General features: G+C 62.7%; 16 protein-coding genes. 12 read left to right on the top strand and 4 right to left on the bottom strand.

The window, feature by feature from the left end:
* Position 1: 1 nt before the first annotated feature.
* From M3484_RS10145 to M3484_RS10105, 9 genes are read left to right on the top strand one after another with little or no spacing between them, the layout of a single operon-like run.
* On the top strand, positions 2-532 hold the full coding sequence (locus tag M3484_RS10145) for a hypothetical protein (protein WP_249496770.1): 531 nt from the start codon (positions 2-4) through the stop codon (positions 530-532).
* Complete coding sequence (locus M3484_RS10140) at positions 529-1,041, top strand: hypothetical protein (protein WP_249496769.1); 513 nt, start codon at positions 529-531, stop codon at positions 1,039-1,041. Before M3484_RS10145 ends, M3484_RS10140 begins: the two co-directional genes overlap by 4 nt.
* A 29-nt stretch (positions 1,042-1,070) precedes the next feature.
* The gene (nuoK, locus tag M3484_RS10135) at positions 1,071-1,379 is read left to right on the top strand and encodes an NADH-quinone oxidoreductase subunit NuoK (RefSeq protein WP_092896299.1); all 309 of its coding nucleotides are present in this window, start codon (positions 1,071-1,073) and stop codon (positions 1,377-1,379) included.
* Positions 1,380-1,383: 4 nt separating this feature from the next.
* Positions 1,384-3,741 carry an NADH-quinone oxidoreductase subunit L gene (gene nuoL, locus M3484_RS10130; RefSeq protein ID WP_249496768.1) on the top strand — a complete coding sequence of 786 codons (2,358 nt, stop codon included), beginning with the start codon at positions 1,384-1,386 and terminating at the stop codon, positions 3,739-3,741.
* 15 nt (positions 3,742-3,756) lie between these two features.
* Complete coding sequence (locus M3484_RS10125; RefSeq protein WP_092896303.1) at positions 3,757-5,316, top strand: NADH-quinone oxidoreductase subunit M; 1,560 nt, start codon at positions 3,757-3,759, stop codon at positions 5,314-5,316.
* A 12-nt stretch (positions 5,317-5,328) separates the two neighbouring features.
* Positions 5,329-6,786, top strand: coding sequence for an NADH-quinone oxidoreductase subunit NuoN (gene nuoN, locus M3484_RS10120; RefSeq protein WP_092896305.1), 1,458 nt, complete (start codon positions 5,329-5,331; stop codon positions 6,784-6,786).
* Positions 6,776-7,504, top strand: coding sequence for a biotin--[acetyl-CoA-carboxylase] ligase (locus tag M3484_RS10115; RefSeq protein ID WP_249496767.1), 729 nt, complete (start codon positions 6,776-6,778; stop codon positions 7,502-7,504). Before nuoN ends, M3484_RS10115 begins: the two co-directional genes overlap by 11 nt.
* A gap of 22 nt (positions 7,505-7,526) precedes the next feature.
* Positions 7,527-8,300, top strand: coding sequence for a type III pantothenate kinase (locus M3484_RS10110; protein WP_092896309.1), 774 nt, complete (start codon positions 7,527-7,529; stop codon positions 8,298-8,300).
* The gene (locus M3484_RS10105) at positions 8,297-9,973 is read left to right on the top strand and encodes a ribonuclease J (RefSeq protein WP_092896311.1); all 1,677 of its coding nucleotides are present in this window, start codon (positions 8,297-8,299) and stop codon (positions 9,971-9,973) included. Before M3484_RS10110 ends, M3484_RS10105 begins: the two co-directional genes overlap by 4 nt.
* 1,057 nt (positions 9,974-11,030) lie before the next feature.
* Here the strand turns inward: M3484_RS10105 and M3484_RS10100 are convergent.
* Positions 11,031-12,821 (bottom strand): DEAD/DEAH box helicase, encoded by a 1,791-nt coding sequence (locus M3484_RS10100; protein ID WP_249496766.1) that lies wholly within the window; start codon positions 12,819-12,821, stop codon positions 11,031-11,033.
* Between the two features lie 368 nt (positions 12,822-13,189).
* Here M3484_RS10100 and M3484_RS10095 point away from each other — a divergent pair, with 368 nt between their 5' ends.
* The gene (locus tag M3484_RS10095) at positions 13,190-13,636 is read left to right on the top strand and encodes a TFIIB-type zinc ribbon-containing protein (protein WP_092896317.1); all 447 of its coding nucleotides are present in this window, start codon (positions 13,190-13,192) and stop codon (positions 13,634-13,636) included.
* 69 nt (positions 13,637-13,705) lie between these two features.
* On the opposite strand, the gene M3484_RS10090 is transcribed toward M3484_RS10095, so the two are convergent.
* A complete protein-coding gene (locus M3484_RS10090) occupies positions 13,706-15,304 on the bottom strand; it encodes a peptide chain release factor 3 (RefSeq protein ID WP_249496765.1) in 1,599 nt (532 codons plus the stop codon).
* 153 nt (positions 15,305-15,457) lie between these two features.
* On the opposite strand from M3484_RS10090, the gene M3484_RS10085 reads away from it, so the two are divergent.
* Complete coding sequence (locus tag M3484_RS10085) at positions 15,458-16,390, top strand: hypothetical protein (protein ID WP_249496764.1); 933 nt, start codon at positions 15,458-15,460, stop codon at positions 16,388-16,390.
* A 12-nt stretch (positions 16,391-16,402) separates the two neighbouring features.
* Here the strand turns inward: M3484_RS10085 and M3484_RS10080 are convergent, their stop codons facing one another.
* Positions 16,403-17,560: a Hint domain-containing protein gene (locus M3484_RS10080; RefSeq protein ID WP_249496763.1), complete on the bottom strand. Its 1,158-nt coding sequence runs from the start codon at positions 17,558-17,560 to the stop codon at positions 16,403-16,405.
* Positions 17,561-17,937: 377 nt separating this feature from the next.
* On the opposite strand from M3484_RS10080, the gene M3484_RS10075 reads away from it, so the two are divergent.
* Positions 17,938-18,717, top strand: coding sequence for an SDR family oxidoreductase (locus M3484_RS10075; RefSeq protein WP_249496762.1), 780 nt, complete (start codon positions 17,938-17,940; stop codon positions 18,715-18,717).
* A gap of 19 nt (positions 18,718-18,736) precedes the next feature.
* Here the strand turns inward: M3484_RS10075 and M3484_RS10070 are convergent, their stop codons facing one another.
* Positions 18,737-19,108, bottom strand: coding sequence for a helix-turn-helix transcriptional regulator (locus tag M3484_RS10070; RefSeq protein ID WP_249496761.1), 372 nt, complete (start codon positions 19,106-19,108; stop codon positions 18,737-18,739).
* Positions 19,109-19,213: the final 105 nt, after the last annotated feature.

The raw sequence follows: 19,213 nt of genomic DNA, 5'->3' as shown, positions 1-19,213 counted from the left end.
CATGATCCGCGCGGGCATCATCTTTGCGGCTTTCGCAGCCACGCTGGCGGTTTCGCCGGCGCGGGCCTGTGAGCCTGCGGAAATGAAGCCCAAAGCGGGTGTGCTGCGCGGTGACCTTTGCGAGACCTCATGGATTGTCTCGCCTTCTGACCAGGCGCGGGTTTCTTCTGCCCGGGCGCTGGCACCGGGTCTGGTGCTGCAAGGCCTGAGGCGCGGCAATGCCTGTATGGGGGCGACCTCTTACGTGATCCATGACTGTGCCCGGGGCGAAAGTCTTGTGATGGCGGCGCGTGGCTATGATCTCTACGCGCCTGAGCGCGCAGCGAGCGACAGCCGGCTCGAAGAAAAGCTCTACCGGGCTGCAGGCCGCAAAGCAGTGGATCTTCCCGCGCTGCGTAAAGTTGCGCTGCGCCACGGCGTGAGCGATTTTCAGACCGTTGCGAAGGGCGCGAGTTTTGCTTTCGGCGGGCGGAACATCAGCTTTGAATGTGGCTGCAAGACGCTGTTTCCTGAGATGGAGGGCAAGGGATGAAGCTTTGCCTTTCCGGTATGATGCTGCTGGCGGCCGGTTCCGCGCAGGCTCTGACCCCGCTGCCGCCCTGTGGTGGCGTTGAGGCCGGGATGCGGACCGGGTTTCCGGCGCAGATCTCAGGCACCGGCATCGTGGTCGAGGAATATCGCCACAATATCGTGAGCCATGGCGATCTTGCCGAGGCCGATACGCCTGCGGCAGCTGCGCTTTCTGGGTTCAATGGTCTGCGGATCACCCATTGCGCAAGTGGTCGCATGGTCGCAGTTCCGGGGCAGGGGCGCAGCTATGACACCGCCGATGCGCTGGCCGCGACGACCTTCCTGCGCGAGGCGGCAGCCAGGAAACAGCCCGCGACAGCGGCACGGATGAAACAGGCGGTGAAAGCCGTTCTGGGCAAAGGGATCGAGCTGCGTGAAAACGCCGAGACCTGCGCCTGCAACACTTACTTTCCGGAACTGCGCGCCAAAGGGATGACCCCTTACAAAGAGCGCAACGATCTGGGGCAATAACGGGCGAGAGCGCCTGAGGGACGGATGAGATGGCAGTCGGAATTGAACATTACATCATGGTGGCGGCGACTTTGTTCGTCATCGGGATCTTCGGTCTCTTCCTCAACCGGAAGAACGTGATCGTAATCCTGATGTCGATCGAGCTGATCCTCTTGTCGGCCAATATCAGCTTTGTGTCTTTCTCGTCTTTCAACGGCGATCTGACCGGGCAGATCTTCACGCTCTTCGTGCTGACGGTGGCCGCAGCTGAGGCCGCCATCGGCCTCGCCATCCTCGTCGTCTTCTTCCGCAACCGCGGAACGATCGACGTCGAAGACGTGAATGTGATGAAGGGCTGAGAGAATGGTTCAGATTGTCTTTTTCGCTCCGCTGATCGGGGCCATTCTGTGCGGCTTCGGCTGGCGGTTCATCGGTGAGAAACCGGCACAGGTTCTGACCACGGCGGCGGTTTTCCTTGCTGCGGCTTTGAGCTGGGTCATCTTCCTCGGCTTTGACGGCGAGACCTATAAGGTCACGCTGCTCCGCTGGGTGGAATCGGGCACGCTTTCGACCGAATGGGCGATCCGTGTCGACCGGATGACCGCGATCATGCTGGTCGTCGTCAACTCGGTCTCGGCTCTCGTTCACCTCTACTCGTTCGGCTATATGGCCCATGACGAGAACTGGACGGATGACGAGCCTTACCGCGCGCGTTTCTTCGCCTATCTCTCGTTCTTCACTTTCACCATGCTGACGCTGGTGACCGCCGATAACCTGCTGCAGATGTTCTTCGGCTGGGAAGGGGTGGGGGTCGCCTCGTACCTGCTGATCGGTTTCTACTGGAAGAAACAATCCGCCGGTGCTGCCGCGATGAAGGCCTTCATCGCGAACCGGGTCGGTGATTTCGGGTTCATCCTTGGCATCGCCGGTCTTTACCTGCTGACGGATTCGATCCAGTTCGACCAGGTCTTCGCCGCGATCCCGGGCAAGTCCGAAGTGACGCTGCGCTTCCTCTGGACCGACTGGAATGCGGTGAACCTGATCGCCTTCCTGCTGTTTGTCGGCGCGATGGGGAAATCGGCACAGCTGTTCCTGCACACCTGGCTGCCGGACGCGATGGAAGGGCCGACGCCCGTCTCTGCGCTGATCCATGCCGCAACCATGGTGACCGCAGGCGTCTTCCTTGTCTGCCGCATGTCGCCTGTCTTTGAATATGCGCCCTATGCGACGGGCTTCATCACGGTGTTGGGGGCAACGACCGCCTTCTTTGCCGCGACCGTGGGTCTGGTGCAAAACGACATCAAACGCGTGATCGCTTATTCGACCTGTTCGCAGCTGGGCTATATGTTCGTCGCCGCCGGCGTCGGGGCCTATCCGGTCGCGATGTTCCACCTCTTCACCCACGCATTCTTTAAGGCGATGCTGTTCCTTGGCGCCGGTTCGGTGATCCATGCGACCCATCACGAACAGGATATGCGCTGGTATGGTGGCCTGCGCAAAAAGATCCCGTTCACCTTCTGGATGATGATGATCGGGACACTGGCGATCACCGGTGTCGGTATTCCGCTGACCTATTACGGTTTCGCAGGCTTCCTGTCGAAAGACGCCGTGATCGAGAGCGCCTATATCGGGTCGAACTATGCTTTCTGGCTGCTTGTCATCGCCGCCGGCATGACCAGCTTCTATTCCTGGCGCCTGATGTTCCTGACCTTCTACGGCACCAGCCGCGCCGATCAGAAGCCGCAGGATGACCATTCGCATGATCACGGGCATGACCATGGTCACTCCCATGGCCATGATGATCACGGCCATGGCCATCACCACGAGCCGCATGAAAGCCCGCTGGTCATGCTGATCCCGCTGGCGGTCCTGTCGCTTGGTGCGCTTTTCTCGGGGATGATCTGGTACAAGGTCTTCTTCGGAGATGAAGAAAAGATGCGGACCTGGTTCGGGATGGAGCAGCTTGCGGCCCATCACATCGAAGAAGGTCACGCAGAGCCAGCCGCCGATCACGCCACAGCCGGTGAGACCGCAATGGGCGAGGCGGGTCACGCCGAACCTGCAGCTGATGCGCCGACCGCTGAGGAAGCGGCCAATGCAGCGGCGCAGGCCGGGGCGCTTGCCACTGCTGATGCCGGTGTGACCGATCCGGGTGAAGCGGTCGAAGCCGCAGATCACGGCGCAGATCACGGTGTGGCGGCCAAAGGCGCGCTTCTGATGCTGCCTTACAGCGCGGAAGAGCAGGCCGTGGTCGACACCCGTGTCGATGCTGCAAAGGTCGAAGCCTCGGGCCATGCGCCGAACACCATCATTGCGGCGGCCCATATGGTACCGTCCTGGGTCAAGGTCTCGCCCTTTGTCGCGATGCTGATCGGTCTGGTTCTGTCCTGGCTCTTCTACATCAGAAACCCGTCCTGGCCGCGCCGTCTGGCAGAGCAGCAACGCCCGCTCTACCTGTTCCTCCTGAACAAATGGTATTTTGACGAGGTCTATACCTTCGTCTTCGTCAAAGGCTCGAAAGCCCTTGGCCGACTGTTCTGGAAGAATGACGTCAAGGTCATTGACGGAACCATCAACGGGGTGGCGATGGGGATTATCCCCTTCTTCACCCGCCTCGCAAATCGTGCCCAATCGGGCTTTGTCTTCCACTATGCCTTCGCCATGGTGCTCGGGATTGTTGCCCTGGTCACCTGGATGACGCTTTTCGGTGGCGCCAGGTAAAGGGGCCCGGGATCCATGGCACAACAACTTCTCAATATCATCCTCTTCCTGCCGCTGGTGGCGGCGCTGATCATGGCGCTTTTCCTGCGCGGCGATGACGAGGCCGCACGCGGCAACGCCAAATATCTGGCGCTGTTCGCGACCATCGCGACCTTCCTTGCCAGCCTCTTCCTGCTGGCCGAGTTCGATCCGTCGAACACGGATTTCCAGTTCGTCACAGAACGTGACTGGATCCTCGGTCTGAAATGGCGGCTTGGCGTCGACGGGATCTCGATCCTCTTCGTCATGCTGACGACCTTCCTCATGCCGCTGGTGATCTGGTCGGCCTGGGATGTGACGAAGCGCGTCAAGGAATATATGATCGCGTTTCTGATCCTTGAAACGCTGATGATCGGCGTGTTCTGCGCGCTGGATCTGGTGATGTTCTACCTCTTCTTCGAGGCAGGGCTGATCCCGATGTTCCTGATCATCGGGGTCTGGGGCGGTGTGAACCGGATCTATGCCGCGTTCAAATTCTTCCTCTACACCTTCCTCGGCTCTGTGCTGATGCTGGTGGCGATGATCTTCATGTATATGGATGCGGGCACCACCTGTATCGGCGCCTGTGGCGACGGCCAGGTCTCGCTCCTGACGCATGTATTCAGCTTCGAGAGCTTTGATCTCCTGGGGATCCATGTGGTCGGCGGCGTGCAGACCATGCTGTTCCTTGCCTTCTTTGCCTCCTTTGCGGTCAAGATGCCGATGTGGCCGGTGCATACCTGGCTGCCCGATGCCCACGTTCAGGCACCGACAGCGGGGTCTGTGATCCTGGCGGCGGTGATGCTGAAGATGGGGGGCTATGGCTTCCTGCGGTTCTCGCTGCCGATGTTCCCGGTGGCCTCGGATCTGCTGGCGCCCCTGGTCTACTGGATGTCGGCGATTGCGGTGGTTTACACCTCGCTGGTCGCGCTGGTGCAGTCGGATATGAAAAAGCTGATCGCCTATTCCTCGGTCGCCCATATGGGGTACGTGACCATGGGGATCTTCGCGATGAACCAGCAGGGCGTTGATGGCGCGATCTTCCAGATGATCAGCCACGGCTTCATTTCGGGCGCGCTCTTCCTCTGTGTCGGCGTGATCTATGACCGGATGCATACCCGCGAGATCGACGCTTACGGCGGTCTTGTGAACCGCATGCCGGCCTATGCGATGGTCTTCATGTTCTTCACCATGGCCAATGTCGGCCTTCCCGGCACCTCTGGTTTCGTGGGCGAGTTCCTGACGATCATGGGCATCTATCAGGTCAACACCTGGATCGCCTTCTTCGCGGCTTCGGGCGTCATCTTCTCGGCCTCTTACGCGCTCTGGCTGTACCGCCGGGTGGTCTTTGGCACGCTTACGAAAGACAGCCTCAAGCTGATCACCGACATGACCGCGCGTGAGAAACTGATCTTCGCGCCCCTGGTGGCGATGACCCTGTTCCTCGGCATCTATCCGAGCGCGGTCACCGATATCATCGGCCCGTCCGTGACCCATCTGATCGAGAACTACCGTGCCGCTCTGCCCGTTCTGGCTGAGCAGGCGGCAATGCACTGAGGAAGCGCGACAATGACCGCAGTTGATTTCAACACCGTTCTGCCCGAGGTGATCCTCGCGCTTTACGCGATGGCCGCGCTCATGTTCGGTGTGTACACCGGCAAGGACAAAGTGGCGGTGCCGCTGGTCTGGGCCACGGCGGGGCTTTTCGTGGCGCTTGCGCTGTGGATCGGCCTGGGGGGTGAGGGCAGCCGGACGGCTTTCCACGGCATGTTCAACGATGACCCCTTTGCGCGTTTCGCCAAGGTGGTGATCCTGGTCTCTTCGGCGGCGGTGCTGGTGATGAGCCAGGACTATATGCAGCGCTACAATATGCTGCGCTTTGAATATCCGGTGATCGTGACGCTGGCCGTGACCGGCATGATGATGATGGTCTCGGCCGGTGATCTGATGGCGCTCTATATGGGGCTGGAGCTGCAGTCGCTGGCGCTTTACGTGACCGCCGCAATGCGCCGCGATTCCGCGAAATCCTCGGAAGCCGGGCTGAAATACTTCGTCCTCGGCTCGCTGTCTTCCGGGATGCTGCTGTTCGGCGCCTCGCTGGTTTACGGCTTTACCGGCACGACGCAATTCGACGGCATCTTCGTAGCACTTCAGGCCGATGTCTCGCTGGGGCTGCTGTTTGGCCTTGTGTTCATGCTGGCGGGCCTTGCCTTCAAGATCTCGGCCGCGCCCTTCCATATGTGGACGCCCGACGTCTATGAGGGCTCGCCCACCCCGGTGACCGCCTTCTTCGCCACCGCGCCGAAAGTCGCCGCGATGGCGCTGATCGCACGCCTCGCATGGGATGCCTTTGGCTCGATCCCGGCGCAATGGGGCCAGGTGCTGGCGGCGATGTCGGTTCTGTCGATGTATCTCGGCGCGATTGCCGCCATCGGCCAGAAAGACATCAAACGCCTGATGGCCTATTCCTCGATCGCCCATATGGGCTATGCGCTGATCGGTCTTGCCGCCGCGACCACTGGCACTGCCGACCAGGCCGTGCAGGGCGTCCAGGCTATGCTGATCTATATGGTGATCTATGTCACCATGGGGGTCGGCTCCTTCGCCTTCATTCTCGGGATGGAGCGCAATGGCCGCCCGGTCACCGATATTGCCAGCCTGAAGATGCTGTCGAAATCGGAACCCCTGAAGGCGTTGGCGCTTCTGATGCTGTTCTTCAGCCTTGCAGGTGTGCCGCCCTTTATCGGCTTCTACGCCAAATTTGCGGTGCTGAAGGCAGCGGTGGATGCGGGCATGGTCTGGCTCGCGGTGGCGGGCGGGATCGCCTCGGTCATCGGCGCCTTCTACTATCTGCGCGTCGTCTATTTCATCTATTTCGGCGATACCGAAGATCCGGCCGAAAGCCGTATGTCGGCGGTGCAATGGGTGCTGATGATGGCGGTTGCCGCGATCCTTGTGCTGGGGGCGATCAACCTTTTCGGTATCGAGGAGCCGGCTTTGACGGCGGCAAAAGCGCTTGTGCTCTGATCCCGTCACCCGGGTGGAGCTGGCTTCGGTCGACTCCACCAATCTCGAGGCCTTCCGCAGGGCCCCCGATCTTCGGGGGCCTCTGTGGATTCTGGCAGGCGAGCAGACGGCGGGGAAGGGCAGGCGTGCGCGGCCCTGGACCAGCCCGCCGGGCAATTTCTATGGCAGCCTTGCCCAACGCCTGGATGAACCCCCGGCGCGGCTGGGGCTGCGCAGTTTCATCGCGGCGCTGGCGCTTTATGACGCCTTTGTCGCGGTTGTGGGGAATGGCACGGGTTTCGCGCTGAAATGGCCCAATGATGTGCTCCTGAATGGCGGCAAGCTGACGGGGATCCTGCTTGAGGCCTCCGGCCAGATGCTCGTCATCGGGATGGGGGTGAACCTCCTCCATGCGCCGCCGGCATCGGCGGTGGAGCCGGGCGCGGTGGCACCGGTCTCACTGCTTGGGGAAACCGGGGTGCGGGTGACGCCCGCGCGGTTCCTCGATGCGCTGGCACCCGCTATGGCGCATTGGGAAGCCATTTTCCGCGCCGAGGGGTTTGCGCCTATCCGCACCGCCTGGCTGTCGCGCGCCGCGCGGATTGGTGAGAAGATCATCGCCCGCACCGGCTCCGAGACCCGCGAGGGCATATTCGAGACCATCGACCAGGACGGCAATCTGGTCTTGCGCATGGCCTCTGGCACCGTTGCCATTCCGGCAGCGGATGTGTTTTTCTGACACGAACCCCAGGGAGCCCCCGATGCTTCTCGCCATCGATTGCGGCAATACCAATACCGTCTTTGCTATCTGGGACGGGGCCAGGTTCATTGCCACCTGGCGCATTGCGACCGATCACAAGCGCACGGCGGATGAATATTTCGTCTGGCTGTCCTCGCTGATGTTGCTGAACCGGCTTGAGATTGAAATCGCTGAGGTGATCATCTCGTCTACCGTGCCGAGGGTCGTGTTCAATCTGCGCGTGCTGTCGAACCGCTATTTCGACTGTCGCCCGCTGGTGGTGGGCAAGCCTGAATGCCTGTTGCCGCATCAGCCGCGCGTCGATCAGGGCACGACCGTCGGCCCTGACCGGCTGGTGAACACCGCTGGCGCCTTTGACCGGCACGGCGGTAATCTGATCGTGGTCGATTTCGGGACCGCGACCACCTTTGACGTCGTCGATACCGATGGCGCTTATATCGGCGGTGTGATCGCCCCGGGGGTGAATCTGAGCCTGGAGGCGCTGCATATGGCGGCGGCCGCGCTGCCCCATGTCGACGTGACGCGGCCCGCGCAGGCGATTGGCACGAATACTGTGGCCTGTATGCAGTCAGGGGTGTATTGGGGCTATATCGGCCTTGTCGAAGGTATCGTGCGCGCCATCCGCGAGGAACGCGACCGCCCGATGAAGGTGATCGGCACCGGCGGCCTCGCGTCGCTCTTCGCCCAGGACACTGAAATTTTCGAGTCGATTGAGGATGATCTGACCATGCATGGCCTCGTCCTGATCCATGAGTACAACAAGGAAAACGCATGAAGAGTGAACGGCTGATCTACCTTCCGCTGGGTGGTGCCGGCGAAATCGGGATGAATGCCTATGTCTATGGCTATGGCGCCCCCGGGAAGGAGAGGCTGATCCTCGTGGATATGGGGGTGACTTTCCCCGATATGGACGGGGCTCCGGGGGTCGAGGTGATCATGCCCGACATCACCTGGCTGGAAGAACGCGCAAGCAGACTTGAGGCGATATTCATCACCCACGCCCATGAGGACCATATCGGCGCGCTTGGCCATCTCTGGCCGAAGCTGAAGGCAAAGGTCTATGCGCGCAAATTCACCGCCGCCATCGGCAAGCTGAAGATGGATGAACAGGGACATCCGGCCGATGCGATCGTGACCGTGGGCGCACGGCCTGATGTGGTCGAGGCGGGGCCCTTCCGCGTGCAATTCGTGCCGCTTTCGCATTCGATCCCGGAATCGGCGGCTTTGATCATCGACAGCCCGGCAGGGCGCGTGGTGCATTCGGGGGATTTCAAACTCGACCGTTCGCCGGTCGTGGGCGAGGCCTGGGATGATGCGCTCTGGCAATCGGTGGCCGATGAAGCGCCGGTCAGGGCGCTGATGTGCGACAGTACCAATGTGTTCTCGACCCATCCGGGGCGATCCGAGGCGACTTTGGCTGAGCCTTTGGCCGAGCTGATCAAGGCTTCCGAGGGGATGTTCGTTGCGACCACCTTCGGATCGAACGTGGCGCGGCTGAAGACGCTCGCCGAGGCGGCTGTGGCGGCGGATCGCACGATCTGCGTCATGGGCCGGTCGATGAAGCGGATGCTTTCGGTCGCCGAGTCCACCGGGGTGCTGACCTCCTTCCCGCGGGTAGTTTCGACCGAAGACGCGCTGGAAGTGCCGCGCCGTAACCTGATGCTGCTGGTCACAGGCAGCCAGGGCGAGCGGCGGGCGGCGGCGGCGGCTTTGTCACGCGGCAAGTATCTCGGTCATGAGCTGAAGAAGGGCGATACGTTCCTGTTTTCCTCGCGCACGATCCCGGGGAACGAAAAGGGCGTCTACAAGATCTGGAACGAGTTTTCCGAAAAGGGCGTGCGGGTCGTCGATGATGCCGGCGGGCTGTACCATGTTTCGGGCCATGCGAACCGTCCGGATCTGGAACATGTGCATCGGCTGTTGCTGCCGGATATGCTGATCCCGATGCATGGTGAACACCGGCATCTGACCGAACATGCACGGATCGGGGCCGAAGGCGGTATCGCGACCCAGGTGGCAGTGAACGGGATGATGGTCGATCTGACCGGTGAGCATCCGAAGGTTGTCGAATATGTCGAGACCGGGCGGCTTTATCTGGACGGGACCGTGCTGATCGGGGCGCTGGACGGGGTGATCCGCAACCGGATCCGCATGGCGCTGAACGGGCATGTGCTGGCGACGGTCATTCTTGATGAGGCAGGCGAGCCGCTGGGCGAGCCCTGGGTCGAGATCATGGGGCTGACGCCGACCGGCAAGGGCGGGCGCGATCTTGCCGAGACGATGGAGGCCGAGCTTGATGAATGGATGGGCCGGGCCGGGCGCAAGGTTCTGAAGAACGATGATAAGGTCGAGGATGACATGCGCCGCATCATCCGCCAGGTCGCGGTGGAAGAAATCGGCAAGAAGCCGGAAGTGACCGTGGTGGTTTCGCGTCTTTTGCCTGAATGATGCCAGGCGGGGCAGGGTTCGACCCTGACCTTCTGCGTCCGATCTTGCTTTTCGGGGTTCTCCTCACCCGGGGGCCGGACCAGAGGCCCGGCCCCCGGGTGAGGAGCGGAGGAGCCCGGCCTTTGGCCGCGCGATTTTGGCAGCATAGCAAAGCCCGCCACAGGCGGGCTTTGCTATGACTGCTGCGGCCCTGATGGCAGTTCTCGCGCAGATTTTGACGGAAGAAGGCAGAGTTTTCGGTCCTGAAATGCGGGTGTCTCAGCTTTGCTCGGCGCAGTGGACATAGGGCGTTTTTGCACGAGGCGTGTCCCGGACGGGAAGCTGTAGCAAAGCGCAATCCTCGCCACCCGGGTTGCGATTATCCTGGGGCAGTGCCTGGGGTCACGCTCATGACCAAGCGGGCGGATCGTCTGAGCGGCATCACCATCGGAGCAGGCCCGGGGGCAGATGACGCGCTGCCGTGTCATACCGGATCGCAGGTATATAGTTCTCCGCTGCTGCGTCAGCCCGGCCAGCAATCAGATCCCGCCAAAACAGCCGATGATCTCTGTCTTCGGAGATAGCGGCAGGGGCGTGCGCATACCCGACATGCCCTTTTCCGTAACCTGCCGGCCTGGTCGCGATCACGCTCCGGACGAGCTGACCCGGAAAGATCACAGCACCTGTCTCAGCGCCGCGGCAAAGTCCGTCGCGCCTTTTGGGGCAGCGGCCCCGGGCGGAAAGATCCGGATCGCCGTCTGAGAGCGCACCCGGCTAGCCAGAATAGCTTTTGCGTTCATCACAGCCTGTGCCCCGGATCATGTCCTGCGGCATGTGATCATAGCCTGATTGCGCTGACAGATCGTGGACAGCGGCCCTACATCGGCGACGGCGGCGCCTTCGAAGCTGCAGTGATGGCTGGGATCAGGATCAGCCGGAGATTTATCGAGGGTCGTGGGTGGGCCTGTGCGATCTCTGCCTTTGCGAAGGCTGGCAGTCCTCCTGCGGGAGATCGGGGCCTGCTCTGTCAGGTCTGTCTGCGCGCATCGGATACCAGGCCCGATGCGCGCAGACGGGGTCAGGCAGGCTGAGCCCGCTCTTCGCTTTCGCCAGACTCATCTGCGGCCTCCGGAGCCACAGCGGGTGCCTCTGCGGAAACCGGGATGCTTTCCGGGGCGCGGGCAGCGGCCGGAGCCGCAGCCAGGGGTGCAGCGTCCTCTTCCGGGCCGTGGTCCGGGGCGATATGATCCTCGGCTGCGCTGTCTTCGGCGGGGGAGGGCGTGCTGATCCGGAAGCTGCGCAGCAGGAAGTCGGGGACATGGTCGCCCATGCCGATCACAGCGGGGCCATCGTCACGGCGGTCGCGGCGGTCGTTGCGGCGGCCACCTGCATCACGGCTGCCAGCTTCACGGGCGACCGGATCGCGGCGGGGTTCACTGTAGGAGGAGCTGCGAGAGCCACCCTCACGCCCTGAGCTGGCCCTGGCCTCTTTCTGGGGGGCCTCGCTGCGCTCGGGCTGCGCCTTCGGCGCGACGGGTTCGGCCTGGGGGGGGGCGGCGGCACGGTCTTCGTCCTGAGCGCGCTCGCGCCCGCCGCGGGTACGTTCGCGGCCCTTGCCACCGCGCGAACGCTCGCCACGCTCTGAGCGTTCCCCACGTTCGGACCGATCGCCACGCGGTTCGCTGCGCGTGCGCGACGAACCGGCGTTTTCAAGATCGAGCCCTTCGGGCAGCTCTGCGCGCGGGATTTCCTGTTTCACGAGGCTTTCCACAGCCGCCAGCTGCTTGGCGTCGGACGGCGTGGCCAGGGTGAAGGCTCGGCCATGGCGGCCGGCGCGACCGGTGCGGCCGATGCGGTGCACGTAATCCTCGGGATGGCCGGGCACGTCGAAGTTGAACACATGGCTGACCGCCGGAATATCCAGCCCGCGCGCCGCCACATCGGAGGCCACAAGGATATGCAGCGAGCCGTCGCGGAAGGCGTCGAGCGTCTTCGTCCGCTGCGACTGGTCAAGGTCGCCATGGATGGGGGCCGCGTTGAAACCGTGCGATTTCAGCGATTTGGCGACAACATCCACATCCATCTTGCGGTTGCAGAACACGATGCCATTGGTGCAGGCGGCGCCTTCTGCCGCGATCAGCGCGCGCAGCACGGCACGCTTTTCGGTGAAGGACCGGTCTTTGCGCGACGGCGTGAAATACACGACCTTCTGGTCGATATTCGTATTGGTGGTTGCCTGACGCGCAACCTCGATCCGCGCGGGGGCGGTCAGGAATGTATTGGTGATCCGTTCAATCTCGGGCGCCATGGTGGCCGAGTAGAACATGGTCTGGCGGGTGAAGGGTGTCAGCTGGAAGATGCGCTCGATATCGGGGATGAAGCCCATGTCGAGCATCCGGTCGGCCTCATCGACCACCATGATCTGCACGCCGGTCAGCAAGAGCTTGCCGCGTTCAAAATGGTCGAGCAGCCGGCCCGGCGTTGCGATCAGCACGTCGACGCCGCGATCGATCAGCTTGTCCTGTTCGCCAAAAGCCACGCCGCCGATCAGCAGCGCCTTGGTCAGTTTGGTATGTTTGGCATAGATGTCGAAATTCTCGGCCACCTGGGCCGCGAGTTCGCGCGTCGGCGCCAGCACGAGGCTGCGCGGCATCCGCGCGCGCGCCCGGCCCTGGCCGAGCAGCGTGATCATTGGCAGCGTGAAGCTGGCGGTTTTGCCGGTGCCGGTCTGGGCGATCCCAAGTACATCGCGGCCCTTCAGAGCTTCGGGAATGGCTTCAGCCTGGATCGGCGTGGGCGTCTCATACCCTGCTTCGGAAACGGCCTGGAGAACCCGGGGATCAAGGGCGAGGTCGGAAAATTTGGTCATATGCGTCCAATAGTGGCGGAAAGGGTCATAAGGACCGGCCGCGAGTGGGGGCGGGACGCAGGATTTCAGGCGCCCCATCGGAACAGCCCGCCGGATTGCGGGTTCCGGCGCGAGATAGCGCGATTTTGTACAATGGTCAATCTGAGGCACCTTTTTGTGCCGGATTGTGACCTTCTGGTTGCGAGTGCGGCGTGTTTTCGGCGGATTGGTTCCGCTCTGGCAGCGGCGCAAAAAAAAGGGGCGCCCCCGGGGCAGGCAGCGGATCTGCGCCTGTTTCGCCGGCAGGCCGCAAATTGCGGACGCGCGGGGCTTGTGCGGGAGAGCTGCTATCCCGACATGCGCAAAAGATAACCAGTTCGGAGACGAGAATGAAATGTCCGGTCGACAACGAGACGCTGCTTATGACAGAGCGCCAGGGGGTCGAGATCGACTACTGCCCGAAATGCCGGGGCATATGGCTCGACAGGGGGGAGCTGGATAAGCTGATCGAGGTTGCCGCCAGCAAGGCGATGCCGGCTGTGACCCAGGCCGAGCCGCAGCGCGCAAGCCCGCCGCCGCCGCCTCCGGTCAGCGAAGCGGCCAGGTCGCACCACGCGCAGGACCGCTCTGTCTCGCACGGGGGCCGTGCGCCAGAGCGCGGGGGCTTTGACCAGAGCGTGCGACACACGTCCGTGCCGGACCCGAGGGATCAGGACATGTCCGGCAACCGCAGCCGCAAACGCTATGATGACGATGACGATGATTATGATGACCGTGGCCGGGGGCGCCGCAAACGCGGAATGGGCAGTATCCTCGGCGATATATTTGATTTTTGATAAAAAAAGGCCGGGAGAGGGATCTCCCGGCCTGTTCCGATCTGAGCCCGTGATGAAGCGTTCTCGCGCTCAGGCCATCATTTCTTTCGTTGCCGTCAGCCGCAGCGCCGGATAGTCGCGCACCACCCGGTCAATGTCCCATTGCAGGCGGGTCAGGAACACGAGGTCGCCGTCATTATCGGTGGCGATATGCTGCTTGTTCAGGTTCACCATCTTTTCGATCTCGGCCTTGTCGCCCGAAATCCAGCGCGCCGAGGTGAATTGCGAGGGTTCGAACCGCACCGGGATCTGATATTCCAGCCCGATCCGCGAGGCGAGCACGTCGAATTGCAGCGCGCCCACGACGCCCACGATAAAGCCGGATCCGATGGCGGGCTTGAAGACCTTTGCGGCACCTTCCTCGGCGAATTGCATCAGCGCCTTTTCCAGGTGCTTGGCCTTCATCGGGTCGGTCGCGCGGATGTTCTGCAAGAGCTCGGGCGCGAATGACGGGATGCCGGTAAAGCGCAGCGTCTCGCCCTCGGTCAGCGCGTCGCCGATCCTCAGCTGGCCGTGATTCGGGATGCCGATGATGTCGCCGGCCCAGGCCTCATCGGCCAGCTCGCGGTCAGCGGCAAGGAACAGCACAGGATTGGTCACCGCCATCAGCTTTTTCGAGCGCACATGCGTCAGCTTCATGCCGCGTTCAAAATGGCCAGAGGCGAGGCGGACAAAGGCCACACGGTCGCGGTGTTTGGGGTCCATATTGGCCTGGACCTTGAAGACAAAGCCGGTGACTTTCGGCTCGTCTGCCCCGACGGCGCGTTCAGCGGATTTCTGCGGCTGCGGTTCGGGGCCGAAATTGCCGATCCCTTCCATCAGCTCTTTCACGCCGAAAGAGTTGATCGCAGAGCCGAACCAGATCGGCGTCATCGCGCCCTGCAAAAACGCCTCGCGGTCAAAGGCGGGCAGCAATTCCCGCGCCATGGCGATTTCCTCGCGCAGCTGCGCCAGCTGGTCTGCGGGGATATGGTCGGCAAGGCGCGGGTCATCCAGCCCGTCGAGCTTGACCGATTCCGCCACCTTGTTGCGGTCGGCGCGGTCCATCAGCTCAAGGCGGTCATTCAGCAGGTCATAGGCGCCGAGGAAATCGCGCCCAGAGCCGATCGGCCAGGAGGCCGGCGCCACATCGATCGCCAGGTTCTCCTGGATCTCGTCAATGATCTCGAATGTGTCGCGCGCCTCGCGGTCCATCTTGTTACAGAAGGTCAGGATCGGCAGATCGCGCAGCCGGCAGACCTCGAACAGTTTCCGCGTCTGGCTTTCCACGCCTTTCGCCCCGTCGATCACCATGATCGCGGCATCGACGGCTGTCAGCGTGCGATAGGTGTCTTCGGAAAAGTCCGAGTGGCCGGGCGTGTCGACCAGGTTGAACCGGAACTCGCGATATTCAAAAGACATTGCCGAGGCCGAGACCGAGATGCCCCGGTCCTGTTCCATCTTGAGAAAGTCCGAGCGCGTGCGGCGGGCTTCGCCCTTGGCGCGCACCTGGCCCGCCATCTGGATCGCCCCCCCGAACAGGAGGAACTTTTCGGTCAGTGTGGTTTTGCCCGCATCCGGATGCGCGATGATCGCGAAGGTCCGGCGGCGGGAAATCTCGGGCGGAAGGGTGGGGGCGTTGTCCAGCATGGCCGGGCTTTTAGCGCCTGTCGCTGTCGCCGTCTATCGCGCAGGCGGGCCGGGGGAAAGATCCGCCCCTGAAACCGGTCAGGCGTTGCCGGCTGGACAAAGCTGGGCCTGCATGTTTGCCTTTTGCTCAGGTGTGTTACGGGGATCTGGTCGATGCGTCTTCTGTCTGTTGTTTTTGCGCTGTTGCCGGCCCTTCCGGTGCAGGCGGCCTGGTTCACCGATAATGGCACGCGCGAAGCGATGTCGGTTCTGCGCGCGAAGCCTGTCGCAGATCTCAGCCCGACCGAACGCGAGATCCTGACGGCGGCGAACCGCATCGGCTGGATTGCTGTTCCTGACTGTGGCTGGGGTTCGAATGCGGTTCTGGTCACGGTGGAGGGCCAGGATTACGCGGTGACCTCACTGCATCTTCTGACCGGAAGGGGGCCGGGCCAGGTGCATTGCGACCCGGGTCTTGACGCGATTTTCCTGCCCAATGCCTCTTACATCTTGCCTGACATTTCGTACCAGTCCGGCGACGAGGCTGTCCGCCGCATGGAATTCGAAAACAGGATTGTCGATCTGGAGCCGGATCCGGTGAATTTCACCCGCTCTGGTGCGGGGATGCCCTGGGTCGGAGACTGGGTCGCCTATCGGCTGACCGAGACCGTCTCGGATGATATCATGCCCGATTTTGCCTGGGGGGCAGGGGGCCTGCGCGGGGCGATGCCCTGGTCCGCGCGGCAGAACCCGGCCGGGCCGGTCTGGGTGATCGGCTATGACGGGCGGTTCGAGCAGGAAAACGGCTGGGAGTTTTCCTGGCAGGGGTGTGAACAGCGCAAGACGCGGCCCGATAATGGCATGATCTATTTCACCTGCGATGCCGCGCCCGGGGCAAGTTCCTCGCTGATTGCGGTGATGGAAGACGGGCGGCTGACCTTTCAGGGCATTGTGACCGGGATCATGGATCCGGCAATCGGCACGGATATTCCGGTTCCGAAAAGTGCGCTGTTGTGGAACATCGGCACGCAAAGCGCGGGGATTCAGGCGAAACTCGACCCCCGATCCCTGCCGGAACCAGATGGCTGGCGCGGCCTCTGGCGCTGAGTTGCGCGCGGCTCAGCCGGGCCTGGTGCGGTCTTCGCTGCTTTGTCCGGAGACGCCGGGCGCTGTGTCCCGTTCTGCGCCCGCATCGTTTGTGACAGCACCGGCCCGGCTTTTGCCGCCTGCGCCACGGCTGCGCCAATGTGTCGGGCCGCCGATGGAATCGAGGAATTGCCGCCCGGCCTCGGTCCCGAAATGCTGCAGATGCGCAAGGCCGGGAAACTGTGCCCGCACCTCCGAGGCGAATTGCGGTGGCAGACGCGAGATGGTGGCGTCATTGACCATCAGGCTTTCGACCGGAATACCCTCGGCATAGATGATCTCATGCTGGTCGAAGATCAGGCTGAACCAGTCGGTCACACCCGCTTCTCGGATGAAAACATGTTCTTCATCAACAAGATGACGGGCCTGGACCAGCAGTTCCGACGTGGCCAGCCCCGGCAGCTTATGACGCTGATAGAGGAACATCCTGTGATGCTGGCCGACGAACAGATCGCCGGAATTCCCAAATGTGCCGGCCAGGATCACCACCGGCGCGAAGGCCCCGATGGCGCGCAGGCTTGCCCGCCCGATATGGCGCAATTCCTGCGGGCCATGATCGCGGGTCAGAAGCTTCATCCCCGGGCGCAGCGTCTCGATCGCGACCATGCGGCCGCTGGCGAGCGAGATCCTGGTGCCGCGCGCGAAGGAGAGGCTCATCATCGCCGTCAGCCGGGCATCGCGGGGCGAGACCTCGACCGCCAGAAGCGCATATTCCGCGCGGTCCGAAACCGGAGACAGCGGCAGTACCCAAAGCGCGTCCGCCCCGTCTTGGCCGATCCGGATCAGCAAAAGTTCCACCCGGTCGCCATCATCGGCCATCAGGGTGTAACGCGCGACCAGCTGCACGAGATCGCCCGCCTGACCGACGGCAGAGCCGGCTGCAACCCGCTGCGCGCCGCAGTCAGCGGCGGCCTCAAGCAGCAGGCGCGACGGGGCTGCGCCCAGCTCAAGCTGATAGATGTCGCCGCTTTCAACCTCATTGGGCAGGCCAAGCCCGTCACCGCTGTTCACACCGGAAGAGACGAAAATATCCCCGGCGGCGAAAACCTGACAGGCCTGCCCGGGCGCCGCGCCAGCCGCTGTTGCGGCGCGCTGGTCCTGGCTGGGGCTCTGGTCGGGGAAAGAAGTCATTTTGCCGGATCTGTCCTGAAACTTTGCCCATCAAAACGAGACCTGTTGCTCTGAAACCAGGTCTCAAAATCGTCCGGGCCACGGCCTGGACATTGGCGGCCCGAATTTGACCGCAAGGTATTTCCGACTGGTTATTACGCTTATGTATAACAGTTCGCGTCGCGCGGGGTCAAACGCGGCTTGTGACAAACATCCGGGAAGAGGTGCATTTTCCTGGACTTTCCTGCGCGAATCCGGCGGTTTTCACCCGGAGGGAATGCGGCCCCGGTCACGCATGACAGGGGGCGTATAACGGGGGTATTGGGTTCGAACGGGGGCTTGCAACCCGGAAGGGGCATTGTCAGGCTGGCCGCTGTAAACGCGCGAAAGGAAGCGATATGGATCTGGGCATCAGAGGTAAGACCGCGCTGGTCACGGCGGCGTCTAAGGGGCTTGGCCGGGGCTGTGCGGAGGCTCTGGCGGCGGCGGGGGTCGATCTGGTGATCTGCGCTCGCGGCGAGGCGGCTTTGGTGAAGACAGCTTCGGAATTGTCTGAAACCTATGGGGTTTCGGTGACACCGGTGGTGGCCGATATCACCGATGCGACGGCGCGGGCGCGGGTGCTGGAGACCGCCGGCGCGGTGGATATTCTGGTGACCAATGCAGGCGGCCCGCCTCCCGGTGTCTGGAGCGACTGGGACCGCGACGATTTCATCCGCGCAATTGATGCCAATATGCTGACACCGATCGCGCTGATGCAGGCGACGGTGCCGGGGATGATGGAGCGGGGCTGGGGCCGGGTGGTCAATATCACCTCGGCTTCGGTCCGGGCGCCGGTGGATGTGCTGGGTCTTTCCAACACCGCGCGCACCGGGTTGACCGGTTTTGTCGCCGGAACTGCGCGCCAGGTGGCGGGGAAGGGAGTTGCAATCAACAATCTTCTGCCCGGCATCCATGCCACCGACCGCGCTGTCGCGCTGGATCAGGGCCTGGCGGACAAAACCGGGCTCAGCCCTGAAGAGGCAAAGCGCCAGCGCGAAGCCACTATCCCGGTGCAGCGCTATGGCACGGCGGCGGAATTCGGGGCGACCTGTGCCTTCCTCTGTTCCGTCCATGCCGGGTTCATCATCGGGCAGAATATCCTCGCGGATGGCGGGGCGACCAATCTGACGATCTGATCATCTCTCCCCGGCGGGGTCACTCATCCGCCGGGTCCATATCGTCGGGTCCAATCCCGGCCTGAGGCAACAGCGTCGTGATCTTGTAAAGCAGATTGCGCGCGGCGCGTGCGAGGCCGGGATCATTGGCCTCGACATGTTTGAGTCCGCAGGCCAGGGCTTCCAGCTCGTCGGGCGTCAGAACGGTCGGCGGCAGCATCAGCGGCGAGCGCAGGATATAGCCCAGCCCGCGTTCGCCTGTCACCGGCAGCCCGGTCGCCGCCATCATCGCCATGTCGCGCCAGACCGTGCGGGTCGAGACGCCAAGGCTGGCCGCCAGCTCTTCCGCCGTGTGCAGCTTGCCGTCGCGCAGGATCTGCACGAGGTCGTAAAGCCGGGCATCGCGTTTCATCTTATGGACCTCTCCTCTCCCGCGACGCCTGTCCCTGCGCCTCCTGTGGTGTCGCCCGGGCCGGGCATCCCCGTCAGGGCAACTGACAAAATACTGTCAGTTGAC

This window comes from Pseudomonas sp. GX19020 (assembly GCF_023371075.1).
GTDB lineage: Bacteria > Pseudomonadota > Alphaproteobacteria > Rhodobacterales > Rhodobacteraceae > Pseudogemmobacter.
This window is presented reverse-complemented; position numbering and strand designations above follow the sequence as displayed.